General features: G+C 67.3%; 19 protein-coding genes and 1 pseudogene. 10 read left to right on the top strand and 10 right to left on the bottom strand.

The features are described 5' to 3' along the window. The first annotated feature begins 67 nt into the window (after positions 1–67). On the top strand, positions 68–460 hold the full coding sequence (locus tag I3K84_RS00100; protein ID WP_011806137.1) for a universal stress protein: 393 nt from the start codon (positions 68–70) through the stop codon (positions 458–460). 88 nt (positions 461–548) lie between these two features. On the opposite strand, the gene ppk2 is transcribed toward I3K84_RS00100, so the two are convergent. The 3 genes from ppk2 to murJ all read right to left on the bottom strand — a co-directional run bounded on the left by ppk2 (position 549) and on the right by murJ (position 3,998). Next, on the bottom strand, positions 549–1,463 hold the full coding sequence (gene ppk2 / locus I3K84_RS00095; RefSeq protein ID WP_011806138.1) for a polyphosphate kinase 2: 915 nt from the start codon (positions 1,461–1,463) through the stop codon (positions 549–551). Between the two features lie 107 nt (positions 1,464–1,570). Continuing rightward, positions 1,571–2,419, bottom strand: coding sequence for a SirB1 family protein (locus tag I3K84_RS00090; protein WP_196995270.1), 849 nt, complete (start codon positions 2,417–2,419; stop codon positions 1,571–1,573). A gap of 13 nt (positions 2,420–2,432) precedes the next feature. After that, positions 2,433–3,998 (bottom strand): murein biosynthesis integral membrane protein MurJ, encoded by a 1,566-nt coding sequence (gene murJ / locus I3K84_RS00085; protein WP_047350742.1) that lies wholly within the window; start codon positions 3,996–3,998, stop codon positions 2,433–2,435. 104 nt (positions 3,999–4,102) lie between these two features. On the opposite strand from murJ, the gene rpsT reads away from it, so the two are divergent. Next, positions 4,103–4,405: a 30S ribosomal protein S20 gene (gene rpsT / locus I3K84_RS00080; protein ID WP_011806141.1), complete on the top strand. Its 303-nt coding sequence runs from the start codon at positions 4,103–4,105 to the stop codon at positions 4,403–4,405. Between the two features lie 179 nt (positions 4,406–4,584). Here rpsT and I3K84_RS00075 read toward each other — a convergent pair whose 3' ends face one another. Next, a complete protein-coding gene (locus tag I3K84_RS00075) occupies positions 4,585–4,899 on the bottom strand; it encodes a DUF3579 domain-containing protein (protein WP_011806142.1) in 315 nt (104 codons plus the stop codon). 234 nt (positions 4,900–5,133) lie between these two features. Between I3K84_RS00075 and I3K84_RS00070 the strand changes: the two genes are divergently transcribed. The 4 genes from I3K84_RS00070 (at position 5,134) to I3K84_RS00055 (ending at position 7,946) form a co-directional block, all read left to right on the top strand. Continuing rightward, positions 5,134–6,330, top strand: a complete 1,197-nt coding sequence (locus I3K84_RS00070; protein WP_011806143.1) for an aspartate aminotransferase family protein — start codon at positions 5,134–5,136, stop codon at positions 6,328–6,330. Between the two features lie 16 nt (positions 6,331–6,346). Then, positions 6,347–7,264, top strand: coding sequence for an ornithine carbamoyltransferase (gene argF, locus I3K84_RS00065; protein ID WP_011806144.1), 918 nt, complete (start codon positions 6,347–6,349; stop codon positions 7,262–7,264). Between the two features lie 20 nt (positions 7,265–7,284). After that, complete coding sequence (locus tag I3K84_RS00060; protein ID WP_172734563.1) at positions 7,285–7,458, top strand: hypothetical protein; 174 nt, start codon at positions 7,285–7,287, stop codon at positions 7,456–7,458. A gap of 143 nt (positions 7,459–7,601) precedes the next feature. Further along, a complete protein-coding gene (locus I3K84_RS00055) occupies positions 7,602–7,946 on the top strand; it encodes a YkgJ family cysteine cluster protein (protein WP_011806145.1) in 345 nt (114 codons plus the stop codon). Between the two features lie 130 nt (positions 7,947–8,076). Here I3K84_RS00055 and I3K84_RS00050 read toward each other — a convergent pair whose 3' ends face one another. From I3K84_RS00050 to I3K84_RS00040, 3 genes are read right to left on the bottom strand one after another with little or no spacing between them, the layout of a single operon-like run. Beyond that, entirely contained in the window at positions 8,077–8,274 is a 198-nt protein-coding gene (locus I3K84_RS00050; protein ID WP_011806146.1) for a hypothetical protein, read from the bottom strand. A 24-nt stretch (positions 8,275–8,298) separates the two neighbouring features. Continuing rightward, positions 8,299–10,200 (bottom strand): ferrous iron transporter B, encoded by a 1,902-nt coding sequence (locus I3K84_RS00045; protein WP_196995269.1) that lies wholly within the window; start codon positions 10,198–10,200, stop codon positions 8,299–8,301. Next, positions 10,197–10,490: a FeoA family protein gene (locus tag I3K84_RS00040; RefSeq protein WP_015913817.1), complete on the bottom strand. Its 294-nt coding sequence runs from the start codon at positions 10,488–10,490 to the stop codon at positions 10,197–10,199. The genes I3K84_RS00045 and I3K84_RS00040 overlap by 4 nt, the downstream gene beginning before the upstream one ends. Before the next feature lie 117 nt (positions 10,491–10,607). Between I3K84_RS00040 and I3K84_RS00035 the strand changes: the two genes are divergently transcribed. After that, positions 10,608–10,934, top strand: coding sequence for a YkgJ family cysteine cluster protein (locus tag I3K84_RS00035; RefSeq protein WP_123675997.1), 327 nt, complete (start codon positions 10,608–10,610; stop codon positions 10,932–10,934). Between the two features lie 18 nt (positions 10,935–10,952). Here the strand turns inward: I3K84_RS00035 and I3K84_RS00030 are convergent, their stop codons facing one another. Then, complete coding sequence (locus I3K84_RS00030) at positions 10,953–11,420, bottom strand: Lrp/AsnC family transcriptional regulator (protein ID WP_015913819.1); 468 nt, start codon at positions 11,418–11,420, stop codon at positions 10,953–10,955. A 94-nt stretch (positions 11,421–11,514) separates the two neighbouring features. Here I3K84_RS00030 and kynB point away from each other — a divergent pair, with 94 nt between their 5' ends. The 3 genes from kynB to kynA all read left to right on the top strand — a co-directional run bounded on the left by kynB (position 11,515) and on the right by kynA (position 14,445). After that, the gene (gene kynB / locus I3K84_RS00025) at positions 11,515–12,186 is read left to right on the top strand and encodes an arylformamidase (RefSeq protein WP_370567760.1); all 672 of its coding nucleotides are present in this window, start codon (positions 11,515–11,517) and stop codon (positions 12,184–12,186) included. A gap of 73 nt (positions 12,187–12,259) precedes the next feature. Further along, positions 12,260–13,573: a kynureninase gene (kynU, locus tag I3K84_RS00020; protein WP_196995268.1), complete on the top strand. Its 1,314-nt coding sequence runs from the start codon at positions 12,260–12,262 to the stop codon at positions 13,571–13,573. 2 nt (positions 13,574–13,575) lie between these two features. Beyond that, positions 13,576–14,445: a tryptophan 2,3-dioxygenase gene (gene kynA / locus I3K84_RS00015; protein ID WP_196995267.1), complete on the top strand. Its 870-nt coding sequence runs from the start codon at positions 13,576–13,578 to the stop codon at positions 14,443–14,445. Between the two features lie 98 nt (positions 14,446–14,543). On the opposite strand, the gene I3K84_RS00010 is transcribed toward kynA, so the two are convergent. After that, positions 14,544–16,988 carry a penicillin acylase family protein gene (locus tag I3K84_RS00010; RefSeq protein WP_196995266.1) on the bottom strand — a complete coding sequence of 815 codons (2,445 nt, stop codon included), beginning with the start codon at positions 16,986–16,988 and terminating at the stop codon, positions 14,544–14,546. Positions 16,989–17,111: 123 nt separating this feature from the next. Then, positions 17,112–17,870, bottom strand: a pseudogene (gene add / locus I3K84_RS00005) (adenosine deaminase); the annotation flags it as partial. Positions 17,871–17,872: the final 2 nt, after the last annotated feature.

The following is a 17,872-nucleotide window of genomic DNA, read 5'->3' as shown; positions in this document are numbered from 1 at the left end:
GCTATTCTGGCGGCTGGCGCGCAGTGCGCCAGACACATCGTCATCACAGCCATAAGGGAGACTTTGCATGACCATTCTCGTCGCCTACGTTCCACGCCCCGAAGGCCGGGCCGCGCTGGACAAGGGCATCGAAATCGCCACCCGTCGCAATGAACGCCTGGTCGTCGTCAACGCCGGCCCCGGCGGGCGCCAGGAAGACCCCAGCATCGTCAACGGCTACGAGGCCGAACGTGTGGAGGAGCGCCTGGCCACGCTGCCGATCGAGGCCGAGTTCAAGCAGTTCGTGCGCGGCAAGAGCACCATCGAGGAGATCGAGGAAATGGTCGCGGCGCTGCAGGTATCCGTGCTGGTGATCGGCCTGCGCAAACGCTCGCCCGTCGGCAAGCTGCTGCTGGGCAGCATGGCGCAGGAGATCCTGCTCAACGTCGATTGCCCGGTATTGGCCGTCAAGGCCGCTTAAAGGCACGTCCGAGCGCCCCAAGGTGCTCGGCTCCCCCGGCCTCCGCTTGCCTTGGCGTGGACAGGATCACCCGCCCAGTCGTCAATCGTCAGTACCGCTCGGGCACGATCATGCTGCCGGGTGTGGGCTGGCGCAGGTAGTCCGGGTGGCGCACGCGGTCGGGCAGCACCACCTCGGTATGCGGCACATCGGCATACGGCAGCTGCTCCAGCAAGTGGGCGATGCAGTTGAGGCGCGCTTTCTTCTTGTCCACCGCCTGCACCACCCACCAGGGGGCCTCGGGGATGTGGGTGCGCTCCAGCATCGCCTCCTTGGCCTTGGTGTATTCCTCCCAGCGCACGCGGCTCTCCAGGTCCATGGGGCTCAGTTTCCACTGCTTGAGCGGGTCGTGGATGCGCCCCAGGAACCGCAGGTGCTGCTCCTCGTCGGAGATCGAGAACCAGTACTTGATGAGCCGGATGCCTGAGCGCACGAGCATCTTCTCGAACTCCGGCACGCTGCGGAAGAACTCCTCGTACTCCTCCTCCGTGCAAAAGCCCATCACTTTCTCGACGCCCGCGCGGTTGTACCAACTGCGGTCAAAGAGCACGATCTCGCCTGCCGCGGGCAGGTGCGCCACATAGCGCTGGAAGTACCACTGCGTGCGCTCGCGGTCATTGGGCGCAGGTAGCGCAGCCACGCGCACCACGCGCGGGTTCAACCGCTGCGTAATGCGCTTGATCACCCCGCCCTTGCCGGCGGCATCGCGCCCCTCGAAGATCACCACCACCTTCTGCCTTGAGTGCTGCACCCAGTCCTGCAGCTTGACCAGCTCGCCCTGCAGGCGGAACAGCTCCCGGAAATATTGCTGGCGTGCCAGCCGGTCCACGGGCGCCTGCAGGCCGTGCTCATCGAAGGCGCGGTCCTCGATCTCCAGCTCCAACTCCTCGTCATAGCCGTCGGCCAGATCGTCGGCGATGCGTTCCATGAGTTCGTGGGAATTGATCTCGGATATATGCGGCATGACTGGTACCTTCTCAGCAGGCAGAAGATGGTGACAACTCTTCGTGTCCAGCACATGACATGGTGCGCTTTTGCCATGTTTTTGTCACATGGCACGCTTGGCCTGGATCAGAAACGGCGCAGTTCTTTCACGCGCTGTGCGATCGCAGGGGCATCTTCGGCACCCTCAGCATGGGCCAGATAGGTCTCCAGGTTCTCCAGCGCTTGCAGGGATGCGCCGCTCTCCGCATACGCCAGGCCGCGGTCGCGCCACTCGCTCCAGGCATCGGGCAGCAACACGATGAGCCGGTCCTGCACCGCCACCAGGCGACTCCAGTCCTGGCGCGCGCGGTGGATTTCCTTCAGATTGCGCAGCATGCGCGCAAGAATGTCCCGCTCCGTGGCGGCCTGCAGATACAGGCCCAGCGGAGCTTCGTCCTCCAGCGGTCCGTGTCCGCGGCGAAAAGGCTCCAGCCGCTCCCCCAGCGCTTCGCGCGAGAGGGAAAGCCCCGTCATCGGGTCCATCACGACCTGGCCCGTGGGCATGAGCACCTTGACCAGGAAATGCCCGGGAAAGGCCACCCCGTGCGCACGCAGGCCCACGCCCTGCGCCAGCTCCAGCCACAGCACCGCCAGCGAGATGGGAATGCCGCGCCGCTTCTCCAGCACGATGTGCAAATAGCTGTTGCCCGGCGCGTAGTAGTCGTTGAGATTGCCCGCAAAGCCTAGTTCGCCAAAGAAGAACTGGTTGAGCAGATTGAGCCGCAGCAGCGGTTCGGCATCCTGCGCAATGCGCCTCTGCAGCCGCGCCTGCAGGCGGTCCATCTCGTCCAGGAACTGCTGCACATCCAGGCGCGGATATTCGTCCTGCGCGATGCAGGCGGCCGACTCCAGCAACGCGATGGTGCCGTCCTGCGGCACCTGGACCAGCGACGCGAAATACTCCAGCGGCGTGGGAACGGAATAGCTCAACGCCATGCGCCCTCTCCCTTCAGCGGCGCAACAGCTGGCGCAGCTTGAGCCCGCAGGCCCACAGCGCGCCAAAGTACAGCGCGGCCGATGCAGCGAGCAGCAGCGCCAGCAGTCCCGCACGCTGCAGGCTGTGCGCCCGCAGCGCCAGCCAGTCGAAGTGGTGGGAGGCCCAGAGCAGGAACACGGCCAGCAGCGCACTGGCGGCAATCACCTGCAGCGCAAACCGGCCCCAGCCTTCGCGCGGGCGAAAGCTTCCCCGCCGCAGCAGCCCCGTGAGCAGCCACAGGGCGTTGATGAGCGCACCCAGGCCAATCGACAGCGCCAGCCCCGCGTGCGCCAGCAGGGGCACCAGCGCGGCATTCATGATCTGCGTGGCCACCAGCACCACGATGGCGATGCGTACGGGCGTGCGGATGTCCTGGCTGGCGTAGTAACCCGGCGCCAGCACCTTGATGGCCACCAGGCCCAGCAACCCCGCTCCATAGCCTGCCAGCGCCACGGAGATCTGCCGCACGTCGCCGTCATTCAGCGCACCATGGTGGAACAGCGTGGCCACCAGCGGCGTTGCGAAGGTCAGCAGTCCCACGGCGCAGGGTACGGCCAGCAGCACCACGATGCGCAGCCCCCAGTCCAACATGGCCGAGTAGCGTTCACCATCCCCCGCAGCCTTGGCGGCCGACAACTGCGGCGTGAGCACCACGCCCAGCGCCACGCCCAGCAGGGCCGTGGGAAATTCCATGAGGCGGTCGGCATAAAACAGCCATGTCACGCTGCCCGGTGTGAGATAGGACGCGATCTGCGTGTTGATCATCAGCGAGATCTGCGCCACCCCCACGCCCAGCAACGCCGGCGCCATCAGGGTAAGAATGCGGCGCACGCCTGGGTCCTGCCAGGCACTGCGTACCCTGCCCCAGGTCATGCCGATGCGGGGCAGCAGCCCCAGGCGGCGCAATGCGGGCAGTTGCACCGCCAGTTGCAGCACCCCGCCGCCCATCACCCCGCCCACCATGGCGTAGATGGGCTCTATGCCCCGCGCCGCCAGTTGTGGCGCGCCCAGCCAAGCGGCCGCGATCATGCACAGGTTCAGCAGCACGGGTGTGGCGGCCGGCACGCCAAAGCGCTTCCAGGTGTTGAGCACGCCCGCCGAAAGGGCCACCAGCGACATGAATCCAATGTAGGGGAACATCCAGCGCGTCATGAACACGGCGGCGTCGAACCCCTCCGGACTCTGGCGCAACCCGCTGGCCAGCGCCCACACGAGCAACGGCGCTCCTACCACCCCCAACACGCAGGTCAGTAGCAGCGCCCAGAACAGCGCCGTGGCCACGGCGTTCACGAGTGCATGGGTGTCCTCATCGCCATGCTGCGCCTTGTGCGCGGCCAGCACGGGCACGAAGGCCTGGCTGAACGCCCCTTCCGCGAACAAGCGGCGAAACAGGTTGGGAATGCGAAAAGCGACGTTGAAAGCGTCTGTCAGAACGTTGGCCCCGAACATCGAGGCCATGAGCAGATCACGCACCAGGCCCGTCACGCGGGAGGCCAGGGTCAACAGCGATACGGTGGAAGCGGCTTTGAACAGGGACACCGGCGCAAGTGTATGCGTTTGGCGTCGCGCCACGCCCGAAATGGCGGCTGCGCTATAATGGCCGGCTTTGCTGACAACATCCTCAGACACAAGGAACACATACCATGGCATCTGGAAAGCCAAAGAAAAAGAACCCCCGCCTGGCATCGGGCCGCAAGCGCGCCCGCCAAGGCCTCAAGCTGAACGCAGCCAACACCTCGCTGCGCTCCAAGTACCGCACCGCCGTCAAGAACGTCGAGAAGGCTGTTCTGGCCGGTGACAAGACCAAGGCAACCGAGTTGTTCGCCAAGGCCCAGTCCGTGCTGGACACCATCGCCGACAAGGGCATCTTCCACAAGAACAAGGCAGCTCGCGACAAGAGCCGCCTGTCCGCCAAGGTGAAAGCCTTGGCTCTGGCAGCCGCCTAAATTCACCGCCTGCCCCGCGCAGGCCAACAGCCCGGGTGGCTCGCCACCCGCCGTTTGTAACGGGTGCGCTGTCAGCAAAGCAGAGAAACCGCCTCCAGGCGGTTTTTTTTGTGCCCGGCGCTGCTCGGCACAGCACCTCGGGGGCACACACGCCCACCCAAAAGAAAAGGCCTGTGTTGTCAGGCCTTGGGATCGGGGAGCAGGCAGGCTTCGACGACCTGCAAGTTGTTGTCTCTGGCAAAGTTGAGCACGAAGTCCCACGCCATGGGCTCGTGCGCCTGCAGGTCGCGGTGGACCACCACGCACTTCACTCCGTTCATGCTGGTAGGAATGCACCAGGGGGAGTAGTTCAGGTGGCTGCCAGGCACGGCACCGCCGGGGCGGAACTGGCTCATGACCCCCGCCAGGCGCTCGGCCCAGTCGCTGGGCCGAAAGGTCCTCCCTTCGAGGGTAATGCCTTGGATGAAGACTTCTTTGGAGGAGGGAGCAACCATCGGGTTCGGGTCGTGTAAGGGGCGCCGACCTTGTGCGTCGGCGTGGCACGGATTCTAACTCTTATATAAGAGCTACCCTCCAATGCCCCAGCACCGCCTGCCAGCATTGAACGCAAGCGCAGCGCATGACTGTGATGCGCAATCTTCAATGGTGCGCGCGGGGGCAGCCCCTAGAATCGCATTTCCCTTTTTGGGGCTGTTCCCCGTTTCCCTCTCTTGTCAGGAGATGTCCGCATGACCGCATTTGTCGAGGCTGCCTCGCCCCACGTGATGAACACCTATGGCCGCGTACCCATCGCGCTGGAGCGAGGCCAGGGCGTGCGTGTGTGGGACGTGAACGGCAAGCAGTACCTCGACGGACTGGGCGGCATTGCCGTGAATACGCTGGGCCACAACCATCCCAAGCTGGTGCCGGCGCTGCAGGACCAGATCGCCAAGCTGATCCACACCTCCAACTACTACCATGTGCCGGGACAGGAAAAGCTGGCCCAGCTGCTGACCGAGCGCGCGCACATGACCAACGTATTCTTCTGCAGCACCGGCCTGGAGGCCAACGAGGCTGCCATCAAGATCGCGCGCAAGTACGGCGTGGACAAGGGCATCGAAAAACCCGTGATCGTGGTCTACGACCATGCCTTCCACGGCCGCTCCATCGCCACCATGACCGCCACTGGCAACCCCAAGGTGCGCAACGGCTTCGGCCCGCTGCTGGAGGGCTTCCTGCGCGTGGCGCCGAATGACATCGAGGCGCTGCAGGAGGCCACCGAAGGCAACGCCAACATCGTCGCCGTGATGATGGAGCCCATCCAGGGCGAAGGTGGCCTGCATCCCATGCGCACGGACTACCTGCAGCAGGTGCGCGCACTGTGCGACGCCAACGGCTGGCTGCTGATGCTTGACGAGGTGCAGGCCGGCATGGGCCGCACCGGCAAGTGGTTTGCCCACCAGTGGGCCGGCATTGTCCCGGATGTGATGACGCTGGCCAAGGGCCTGGGCTCGGGCGTTCCCGTGGGCGCAGTGCTGGCGCACGGCGCCGCCGCGCAGGTGCTCAAGCCGGGCAACCACGGCTCCACCTTCGGCGGCAACCCGCTCGCCATGCGCGCGGGTGTGGAGACCATCCGCATCATGGAAGAAGACGGCCTGCTGCAGAACGCCGCGGACGTGGGCGCCCACCTGAAGGCCGAGTTGCAGCGCGCACTGGGTGAGACCGCTGGCGTGAACGAAGTCCGCGGCCAGGGCCTGATCATCGGCATGGAGCTGGACCGCCCCTGCGGCGTGCTGATCGATCGCGCGGCCGAGGCCGGCCTGCTGCTGTCGGTGACCGCCGAACGCGTGATCCGCCTGGTGCCCGCGCTCACACTCACGCGCGCAGAGGCCGACGAGATCGTCGCCCTGCTCACACCCCTGGTGCAGACCTTCCTGTCTGAATGAAGAAGATCGACCGCGTATGAAGCACTACCTGCAATTCACCGACTTCACCGCCGACGAATACAACTACCTGTTCTCGCGCGCCGCCATCATCAAGGGCAAGTTCAAGAGCTACGAGAAGTACCACCCGCTAGCCGACCGCACCCTGGCCATGATCTTCGAGAAGGCCAGCACCCGCACGCGTGTGAGCTTCGAGGCCGGCATGTACCAGCTGGGCGGCAGCGTGGTGCACCTGACCACGGGCGACAGCCAGTTGGGCCGCGCCGAGCCCATCGAGGACAGCGCGCGCGTCATCAGCCGCATGACCGACCTGGTGATGATCCGCACCTTCGGCCACGACAAGATCGAGCGCTTCGCAGAATACTCGCGCGTGCCCGTCATCAACGGCCTGACCAACGAGTTCCATCCTTGCCAGATCATGGCGGACCTGTTCACCTACATCGAGCACCGCGGCTCGATCGCGGGCAAGGTCGTCGCCTGGGTGGGCGACGGCAACAACATGGCCAACACCTGGCTGCAGGCGGCCGATCTGCTGGGCTTCACCGTGCACGTGAGCACCCCCGGCGGCTACGAGGTGGACGAGAAGCTCGCCTTCGGCGGCAAGCCCCACCGCGCGGGCTGCTACAAGGTCTTTGCCGATCCCATGGATGCCTGCCGCGGCGCCGACCTGGTGACCACCGACGTGTGGACCAGCATGGGCTACGAGGCCGAGAACGAAGCGCGCCGCAAGGCCTTTGCCGACTGGTGCGTGGACGCCGAGATGATGGCCGTGGCCAAGCCCGACGCGCTGTTCATGCACTGCCTGCCCGCGCACCGCGGCGAGGAGGTCATGGCCGACGTGATCGACGGCCCCCAGTCCGTCGTCTGGGACGAGGCGGAAAACAGGATGCACGTGCAGAAGGCACTCATGGAGTACCTGCTGCTCGGCCGCGTCTAAACCCATCCCGCATCCCACCCATGGCCCTGGCGCAACTCCACCCCACGCGCCCGGGCCATCCACCCTGCCCCGCCCGCCAGCGCCCGCTGGCGCCTGAACTGCACGCGGCCGCCCGGCGCATGGCGGCACGCGTGCATGCGCTGCAGGTGCGCATTCATACCTTCTACCTGAAGTTCCTCCAGGGCCACACCTAGCGGCCCGGTTCTGCGCGGCAGGCGCCCCAGCGCATGCCCGCCCTCCCATCGCTCCCCCTGATCGCCCGCGATCCCCGGTGCCGACTGCGCGTCGCACCTGGGATGGGGCCCCTTGCCGATGCACCAGAACCCGAGGAACCTGCATGTCCGTCCCCGTCCACCCCTGCCTGCACTGCGGTGCATGCTGCCAGAACTACCGCGTGGAGTTCTCCGTCTATGAACTGCAGTCCATGGGCGGGCGCGTGCCCGACGCCCTGGCCCATGAGGCCGGAGGCAACCGCTACCGCATGAACGGCACCGAGCGCCACCCCGTGCGCTGCGTGGCACTGGCCGACCTGGGCAACGGCTGCATCGGCTGCGGCATCTACGACCAACGTCCCCAGCCGTGCCGCGACTTTCCGTTCGCCTCCTACGGTTGCCACGACACGCGCGCCAAGCTGGGCCTGCCGCCGTTGGGCGACACGCAGGAGTGGCCGCAGGCCGCTTGAATTGGTTCTTCAAAAAGAAGAGCTGCTGGCGCTTGCCAGGCAATGATTTCAGATAGTTTCGATACTGAAACCTTTGCCTGGAAAGCGCCGGCAGCTATGCTTTTAGGCCCGCGGCGGGGCTATCCCGGCTTCAGGGCTTGCGTGCCGGCGCGCAGCGGTCTCCGGCGCAGGCATTGCAGCCCCCGCAACTGCTGCCGGTCTTGGCCATGGGCGCCAGTGCCGGATGCACGCGCGCGGCGCGGGCGCGCCAGCGCTGTGGCAGCCAGCGCCACAGCAGCGCCAGGGCGGCCACGGCCACGATCACGGCGGTGAGAATGTCTTGCCACATGGTTCTGCTCCTTGGTGACGGTTTTCAACCACCGCCCAGCGCCAGGGCCACGCGGTAGGTGATGAAGCTGGCCGCATAGGCCAGTGCGAAGAGATAGCCCGTCATGACAAGCGGCCAGCGCCAGCCGTTGGTCTCGCGGCGCACGGCGGCGATGGTGGAGACGCACTGCGGCGCGAAGATGAACCACACCAGCAGCGACAGCGCCGTGGCCAGCGACCATTGCGCCGCCAGCATGGGCGCGAGCTGCGCGGCCGTGTCGTCGGCCGAAGCGGCAATCGCGTACACCGTGCCCAGGGCGCTCACCGCCACCTCGCGCGCGGCCATGCCGGGCACCAGGGCGATGCTGATCTGCCAATTGAAGCCGATGGGCGCGAAGATCACCTCCAGCGCGGCGCCGATGCGCCCGGCGAAGCTGTATTCGATGGCCGGCCCCGTGGCGTCCGCCGGCGGCGCGGGGTACGACGACAGGAACCACAGCAGGATGGTGACCAGCAGGATGATGCCGCCCACGCGGCGCAGGAAGATGCCCGCGCGCTCCCACAGCCCCAGCGCCAGGTTGCGCACGCTGGGCCAGCGGTAGGCGGGCAGCTCCATCAGCAGCGGCGTGGCGCCGTCGCCGCGCCGCGCCAGCCGCGCAACGGCCGCCACGGCCATGGCGCTCACGATGCCGCCCAGGTACAGCGCGAACAGCACCAGCCCCTGCAGGTTGAACAGCCCCGCCACCGTGCGATCGGGGATGAAGGCCGCGATGAGCAGCGCGTACACCGGCAGGCGGGCCGAACAGGTCATCAGCGGCGCGATGAGGATGGTGACGAGCCGGTCGCGCCAGTCCGGAATGGAGCGCGTGGCCATGATGCCCGGCACCGCGCAAGCGAAGCTGGACAGCAGCGGGATGAACGAGCGTCCCGACAGGCCGACGGTGCCCATTACGCGGTCCAGCAGGAAGGCCGCGCGCGGCAGGTAGCCGGATTCCTCCAGCGCCAGGATGAAGAAGAACAGGATCAGGATCTGCGGCAGGAACACCAGCACCCCGCCTGCGCCGGCGATCACGCCGTCGGCCAGCAGGCTGCGCAGCGGCCCCTCGGCCATGTGGGCGTTCAGCCATTCGGCCACGGCGGCCGTGGCGCCTTCGATCCAGCCCATGGGCACCTCTGCCCAGCTGAACACGGCCTGGAACATCAGGAACAGCGTCACCGCCAGCAGCAGCGTGCCCCACAGCGGGTGCAGTACCACGGCGTCGATACGGTCGTCGCGCTGCAGGCGCAGCGCGGGCTCACGCACGGCCAGCCCCATGATGCGGCGCACTTCCTGGTGCAATTGCTGCACGCGCTGCGGGCGGTCTTCCTCCAGCGCATTGACGGGCGGTGGCGCCTGTGTGCCCACGGCGGCGCCGCGGGCGGCCTGCGGGGTGGCCGTGTCCAGCCACTGCAGCAGCTCGCGCGCCCCGTCGGCGCGCACGCCCACGGTGGTCACCACGGGCAGGCCCAGTTCGCGCGCCAGGACTTCGCGGTCGATCTGGATGCCCTGCTGCTGCGCCATATCACTCATGTTCAGCACCAGCACCATGGGCAGGCCCAGGTCGCGCGCCTCCAACACCAGGCGCAGGTTCAGGCGCAGGTGCGTGGCATCGGTCACGCAGACCAGCAGCTCGGGCATGGCCTCTCCTGGGCGGCGGCCGGTGACCACATCGCGGGTGACGGCCTCGTCCAGGCTCTGCGCGTGCAGGCTGTAGGCGCCGGGCAGGTCCAACACGCGCACGCGCCGGCCGCTGGCGGTGGTGAACAGGCCTTCCTTGCGCTCCACGGTGACGCCCGCGTAGTTGGCCACCTTCTGGCGTGCGCCGGTCAGCACATTGAACAGCGCCGTCTTGCCGCAGTTGGGGTTGCCCAGCAGCGCGATGTGCAGGGGAGATGCCGCCGTGCTCATGCCGCGGCCTCCAGCGCATCCACGCGCACCTGCACCAGGGCCGCCTCATGGCGGCGCAGGGCAAAAGTGGCCTGGCCCACGCGAACGGCCAGGGGGTCGGCCGCGGGAAAGCCCCGGGCAATCACGCGCACCGGCTCGCCCGGCAGGAAACCAATCTCCATCAGGCGCAGCACCATGGCCTGCGACCGGCCATCCTGCGCCGGCAGCAGCCCGGCAACCGTGGCCGGCACGCCATGCGGCAAGGTGTCCAGCCCCCGCGGCTGCGCGGCGTCATTCCCCGTGTGAAGCATGTTGTATTGCAGTCAATGAATAAAAGTAATTCTCATTCTAATGGAACTGCACGCTGCTGGATTGATGCACATCAGGACCTGTGGCGCGTCACAATGACACCCCCTGCGACGTACGCCATGACCACTCTTCACCCCTGCCTGACCTGTGGCGCCTGCTGCGCCAGCTTTCGCGTGGACTTCTCGGTACATGAGACGGAGGAGCTGGGCGGCTGCGTTCCCGATGGGCTGGTGGTGCCGGTCACGGACCACACTGCACGCATGCGGGGCACGGACCATGCGCAGCCGCGCTGCTCGGCCCTCACGGGCCAAGTGGGCCTGCGCGCGGCCTGCGGCATCTACGAGTGGCGCCCCTCGCCCTGCCGCGAATTCGAAGCCGGCAGCGCTGCCTGCAATCGCGCCCGCCAGCGCCACCATCTGCCGGCACTGGACGGGCTGGTGCTCTGAACGCCGCAGGACCCGCTTTCACACGGGCAACCCGCCGATGCGCCCCTTGAATTCCTGCAGCGAAAAATAGGTCTGTACCTGGCGCACGCCCGGCAGGCGGTGCAGGCGCCGCTGCAGCAGTTCGGAATACGCGTCCAGGTCGGTCGTCACGACCACCAGCAGGAAGTCCGCGGGGCCCGAGATGCCGTGGAACAGCACCACTTCGGGAATGGCGCACACCGCCTCCTCGAACGCCACGGACAGCGCCTCCGTCTGGTGGTCGATGCCCACCATCACGAAAGCCATCACACCCAGCCCCACCGCACGCCGGTCCAGCTGCGCGTGGTAGCCGCGCACTACCCCGGCGTCCTCCAGCCGCTTCACGCGCCGCCAGCAGGGCGACTGCGACAGGTGCGCCATTTCGGCCAGTTCGCCGGAGGTCAGGCGGGCGTTGTCCTGCAGCGCGCGCAGCAGCTGGCGGTCGGTACGGTCGATCTCGGCTTGCATGATTTAACCCAAAAATGTCTCTGCGAGAATGGATTATCCAAATGAATCACCCATCAGGGATAAACCATTTACCCGCCCCTCCGCCGCGCATAGCATGCGCGGCATGACCGCCACCTCCACGCCATCGCCCGCGCTGTGGGACATCTCTGCCCCCGTGCATGCGGGTAGCCCGGTGTTCCCGGGCGATACACCCTACCAGCAGCAGTGGAGCGCCACACTGGGCCCCGGCTGCCCGGTGAACGTGAGTGCACTCACGCTCTCGCCCCACGTGGGCACGCACGCTGACGCGCCCCTGCACTACGCAGCGGACGGCGCAGCCATCGGCGCCCTGCCGCTGGAAGCCTTCATCGGCCCCTGCCGCGTGGTGCATGCGCTGGACTGCGGGCCGCTCATCGAATGGACCCACATTGCCCATGCGATGACGGGCACTTTGCCGCCGCGGGTGCTGGTGCGCACCTACGCCCGCATGCCCGTGGACCGCTGGGACGCGGGCCTCACGGCCTACGCGCCCGACACCATCGAGCGCCTGGCCGACGCCGGCGTAGTGCTCGTGGGCATCGACACCGCCAGCATCGACCCCGCCGACAGCAAGCCGCTGCCCAGCCACCAGGTGATCCGCCGGCGCGGCCTGCGCGTGCTGGAGAACCTGGTGCTGGACGATGTGCCCGAGGGCGACTACGAACTCATCGCGCTGCCGCTCAAGCTCACCACGGCCGACGCATCGCCCGTGCGCGCCGTGCTGCGTGCGCTGCCGCCGCGCGCATGAACATTAAGCCGTTTTGGCCTCTAACGCTCATGCAGTAAGCGCTAACAGCTACTTTATTAATAGCACAAACCACATGACTACCTTGCAAGAGTGCCGCACACGCGATGCGCAGGACCCGCTGCGCAGCCTGCGCGACCATTTCAGCCTGCCCGAGGGCGTGATCTACCTGGACGGCAATTCCCTGGGCGCCCTGCCCCGCGCCACGCCGGCGCGCGTGGCCCAAGTAGTGCAGCAGGAATGGGGACAGGACCTCATCACCTCGTGGAACAAGGCCGGCTGGGTCAGCCTGCCGCAGCGCCTGGGCAACCAGTTCGCTCCCTGGATCGGCGCGGGGCCGGACCAGGTGGTGTTCACCGACACCACCTCGGTCAACCTGTACAAGGTGCTGTCGGCTGCCGCGCGCGTGGCCCGCGCGGACCATCCCGGTCGCACCCAGCTCGTCAGCGAGCGCAGCAACTTCCCCACCGACCTGTACATCGCCCAGTCCGTGTGCCAGGAGTACGGACTGGAGTTGGTGCTGGTGGAGCCCGAGGAAATCGCCACGCGGCTGACGCCCCAGGTCGCCGTCCTGCTGCTCACCCACGTGAACTACCGCACCGGCGCCATGCACGACATGGCCGCCGTGACCGCGCAGGCGCACGCCCACGGCATTCTGTGCGTCTGGGACCTGTGCCACAGCGCGGGCGCCGTGCCCGTGCACCTGCTGGACGCGAACGCCGACTATGCGGTGGGCTGCAGCTACAAGTACCTCAACGGCGGCCCTGGCGCGCCCGCCTTCGTGTGGGTGCACCCGCGCCTGGCGGACCGCCCGGATGCGACATTTGCGCAGCCGCTGTCGGGCTGGTTCGGCCATGCCGCGCCCTTCGCCTTCACGCCCGACTACCAGCCCGCACCGGGTATCGCACGCTACCTCTGCGGCACGCAGCCCATCGTGAGCCTGTCGGCCCTGCAGTGCGGGCTGGACATCTTTACCGCCGCCGAGCCTCTGGGCGGCATGGCGGCGCTGCGCGCCAAGTCGCTCGCACTGACCGATCTATTCATCGCGCTGGTCGAGGAGCACTGCGCCGGCCACGGCCTGGGACTGGCGACGCCGCGCGATCATGCGGCGCGCGGTTCGCAGGTGTGCCTGACACGTGGCGAGGGCCTGGGCGTTCAGGGCGTCGGCAGCGGGGCCTACGCCATCGTGCAGGCCCTGATCGCGCGCGGCGTGGTCGGCGACTTCCGCAAGGGTGACGGCGGCAAGCACCTGGACATCCTGCGCTTTGGCTTCACGCCGCTGCATGTCGGATTTGAAGACGTGTGGAATGCCGTGCAGCACCTGCGCCAGGTGCTGGAATCCGGCGAATGGCGCAAGCCCGAGTTCAACCACCTCAACGCCGTGACCTGACCATGACCTGCCCCCACCACCCCAGCGCATCCTCCGGCGCCACCGAAGCCATCGTGCGCCAGGAGGGCGCACAGCTCGACTTCAGCCACAGCATGAGCTATGGCGACTACCTGCAGCTGGACAGCGTGCTGGGCGCGCAAAAGCCCCTGTCGCCCGCGCACGACGAGATGCTGTTCATCGTGCAGCACCAGACCAGCGAGCTGTGGATGAAGCTCATGCTGCATGAGCTGCACGCGGCCATCGCCCATATCGCGCGTGACGAGTTGCCACCCGCTTTCAAGATGCTGGCGCGCGTGTCCAAGATCCTCGAGCAGCTGGTGCACGCCTGGGACGTGCTGGCCACCATGACGCCGCCCGAGTACACCGCCATGCGCCCGTACCTGGGCCAGTCCAGCGGTTTCCAGAGCTACCAGTACCGGTGCATCGAGTTCGCCATGGGCAACAAGAACCGCGCCATGCTGCAGCCCCATGCCCACCACCCCGAGCGCCTGGCCCAGGTGCAGGCGGCCTACGAGGCGCCCTCGCTCTACGACGAAGCACTGCGCCTGCTGGCGCGCCGCGCCCTGCCCGTGCCGGCCAGCCATACCGAGCGCGACTGGCGCCAGCCCTACGAGGCCAGCGAAGCCGTGGAGCAGGCCTGGTTGACCGTGTACCGCGATCCACAAAGGTATTGGGACCTGTACCAGCTGGGCGAGGAGCTCACCGACCTGGAAGATGCCTTCCGCCTCTGGCGCTTTCGCCACGTGACCACGGTGGAACGCGTAATCGGCTTCAAGCGCGGCACCGGCGGCACCGGCGGCGTGAGCTACCTGCGCAAGATGCTGGACGTGGTGCTGTTCCCCGAGATCTGGCGGCTGCGCACCGCGCTGTGAACTACCGCCTCCCCACCGCTCCATGAACAAAGGCCCCGCATGGCGGGGCCTTTGCACGGAGGGTCGTCCCGGCCGGTGCGCATGGCACCGGCGCGCCGTTACTTGGCGCTGGCGGAGACGGTGGTCGTCCGGTAGTCCGGGTGGCCCGTGATCTCGGACTCCGAGAACGGCATGCGCACCCACTGCTTGGCGCTGTAGGCCTTGGTGTAGTCGCCAAAATGCGGCGATGCCGGGTCGTCGGACAGCGAGAACGTCAGGAAGGTGTGGGCCTGCACGCCGCTGGACGGGAAGCTCACCACCTGCATGTATGAGTTGCCATGGGGCTGCCCGTCCATGCGGTAGCCGCCCGCCGTGATGTCGTTCTCGGAACAGGTGATGGTGAAGTAGCCCACGCCGCCACAGCCGCCGTACAGCGGCAATTTGGCACCGCCCTTGGTGGCAAACAGCACTTCGCCGCGCGGTGCATCCAGCGCGAACCCGCTCTGCCCCACGCGGCTGATGGCCGTGGCCATGGCCTGGCGCAGCGCGGTCACGGCCGCCACATTGATCCCGCGCGGGGTATTCAGCGGGTCGGCCGCGTCAAAGGGCACCGAGTACAGCCCGGTGGTGGGCACGCGGGTCCAGAACTCGTCCCACAAATGGGAGCCCCGGGACTCCTTGTTCCCGCGGTTGTCCCACGCACGCAGCGTGGCGCAGGCCTGCGTGGCGTCCACCGTGGCACCGTTCACCATCCATTGCGAGGGCGTGCAGATCAGCGTCAGGATCTCGTCCTTGAACCGCTCGGCCGAGAACACGCGGCTGTTCAGCACCATGTCGCGCACGATGGCGGCGCTGGCCTTGTTGCCGGTGTAGCCGTCGGTGCCGGCCAGCCGCTCCAGGGCCATGGTGTGGCCCAGGCGCGTGCGCAACGTCAACGCCGCCGTGCCCGCGGGACCGAAGATGGCCGGGTATCCCGTGAGCGGCGCATTCGCGTTGGACAGCCAGTAGCTGTCGTTCATGTTGCCCACATAGTCCTCGCGCAACAGGCTGGGCATGCGCGACGGGCCGATGGCGCCCTTTTGCTTGGAGTCCGCATCGGTCTGCCAGTCGCAGGCGCTGCGCGAGCCGTCGAAGAACGGCACGTTGGGCAGCGCCGCACCCACGGCCGCGCCGAACGGCGTGGTGCACGCGGCCACCTGCTCGGGCGACACGTTGGGCACCGCGCCGATGTCCGCGTACCAGACCCGCGCGCTGCCACGCCCCACGGCCACCGTGTTGACCCATGGAATCGCGGACTCTTCCTTCTGGATGGCCATGAACTCTTCCAGCGAACGCGCCTGGTTCCAGCGCATCCAGTTGCGGAAGGTGCGGAAGTTCTCACCGTTGATGTCACGGATGGCGAAGGCCGTACTCTGGCTCCAGGCCAGAGCGGGGTTGAGCCCCGCCAGGTTGACCAACGGCCCGTACTCGGAGGTGTACAGCGTGCGCGTCACATCGTTCAGCGTGCCGTCGGCATTGCGGCTGGACACGGTGATGCTGCGCGGCGCCATCTTGACCGGCTGGCCGTCACGCAGGTAGGTGGTGGGGTCGCCCGACTGCAGCTGCAGCTGGAAGAAGCCAAAGCGCCGCGCCGTGGAGACCGTGTGGCTCCAGGCGACGTTGTCGTTGAAGCCGATCAGCACCAGCGGTACGCCCAGGAATCCGACGCCGCTGACGTTCACCTGATTGTCGATCGTGACCTGGGCCTGGTAGAACCGGTCCGGCCCCTTCCAGTACCAGTGGGGGTTGCCGAACATCACGCCGCTGGACTCGCCCGTGGCCGCCGGCGCAAAGCCATACATGTTGCTGCCGATGCCCGCGTCACCGCCCACCTGCAGGGCGGGAGGTGTGGTCAGGCGCTGGTCCAGGGACGGGGCGGTCTGCGCGTCTTGCGCCGCGCCGGCCTTGGCTGCGGCAGGGGCGACGGCATTGGCGATGGCCTCCACGAAATTGCTGTACCCCCCCGCCAGGTTGGCAGCGTACATGCGGCGCCAGACGTCCTCCTGCGTGATGGGCTGCACCCATGCCTCGCTGCGGCAGGCGGCGTGGGCCGTCCCTTTCTTGGCAACGTCCACGTACTGGTTGTAGCCGGCCACGAAGCCCTCGACCATCTGCCGCAGATTCTCGGGCTGCGCCGCGGCCATCTTCTGCACCACGTCGGCGGAGATCACATGGCGGTGGAAGAAGTCCGAGTCGATGTTGCGCGGGCGTCCGATGGTGCTGTTGTAGACCAGCTGTGCGCTGCCGCCAAAGTAGCGCGAGCGCTCGCCCCGGTAGGTGAGGAACGCATCCGCCAGCGTGCACAGGTTGTCCTGCGCCTGGACATACCCCATACCGAAGCCCCCGCCGGCCCAGTTGGAGGCCTTGATGTGCGGCACGCCCATCGCGGTGCGGCGGATCTCCGCCTGGTACGCCAGCGGCGCGTCGTCCGCTTCGTCGTTGCCCCCGCAGCCGGCCAGCAGGGCCAGGACCGCCGTCGCCAACAGCGCGCGTGGCGCCGCAGCACGAGTCACTCTCTCTTGCATGCGTTGTCTCCTTTGTTGTGGTGCACCCCTGCCGGTCCCCCGGCCCGGGCCAACGCAGGATAGACGCAACGCAGCGGAATGCCTAGCACCCGGCTGCGCGCGAGCGACACGCCCTGCGGTACCTCAGTCGTTCTCCGTGAACTGCTCGAAGCACTCCTTGAGCCGGTGGTGCCATGCGCGCTTGTCGGCTTCGGCGGCAAAGCTGGCCTCGAAGCTGTTCCAGGCCAACTGGTAGGCATGGCGCGCCGTGAGCGCCGGCACCGCCGCGAAGAGCTGCGTGAAGTTGTCGTTGACGTAACCGCCGAAGTACGCGGGATCGTCGGAGTTCACGGTCACCGCCAGCCCCGCCTCCAGCAACTGCAGCAGGTTGTGATCGGCCAGGCGCGGGAACACGCACAGCTTCAGGTTGGACAAGGGGCACACGGTGAGCGGTATGCGCTCATCGGCCAGTCGGCGCATCAGCGCCGGGTCGTGAACGGCCTGCACGCCGTGGTCGATGCGCTCGGCCTGCAGCACGTCCAGCGCGCTCCAGATATAGGCCGGCGGACCCTCTTCACCCGCATGGGCCACCACGTGCAGGCCCAGGGCGCGGCAGCGCTCGAACACGCGGGCGAACTTCTCGGGCGGGTGGCCTCGCTCGCTACTGTCCAGCCCCACGCCGACGATGCGGTCCAGCAGCGGCAGGGCCTGCTCCAGCGTGGCGAGGGCATCCTCCTCGCTCAGGTGCCGCAGAAAGCACAGGATGAGCGACGCAGACAGGCCGTGGCTGCTGCGCGCGTCCGCGCAGGCACGGTGCAGACCGTTGATCACGGTCTCGATGTGCACGCCCCGCGCGGTGTGCGTCTGCGGGTCGAAGAAGATTTCCGCATGCGCTACGTTATCCA

The sequence above is a fragment of the Diaphorobacter sp. JS3051 genome, from assembly GCF_015832135.1.
In the GTDB taxonomy this organism is placed as follows: domain Bacteria; phylum Pseudomonadota; class Gammaproteobacteria; order Burkholderiales; family Burkholderiaceae_C; genus Diaphorobacter; species Diaphorobacter nitroreducens.
This window is presented reverse-complemented; position numbering and strand designations above follow the sequence as displayed.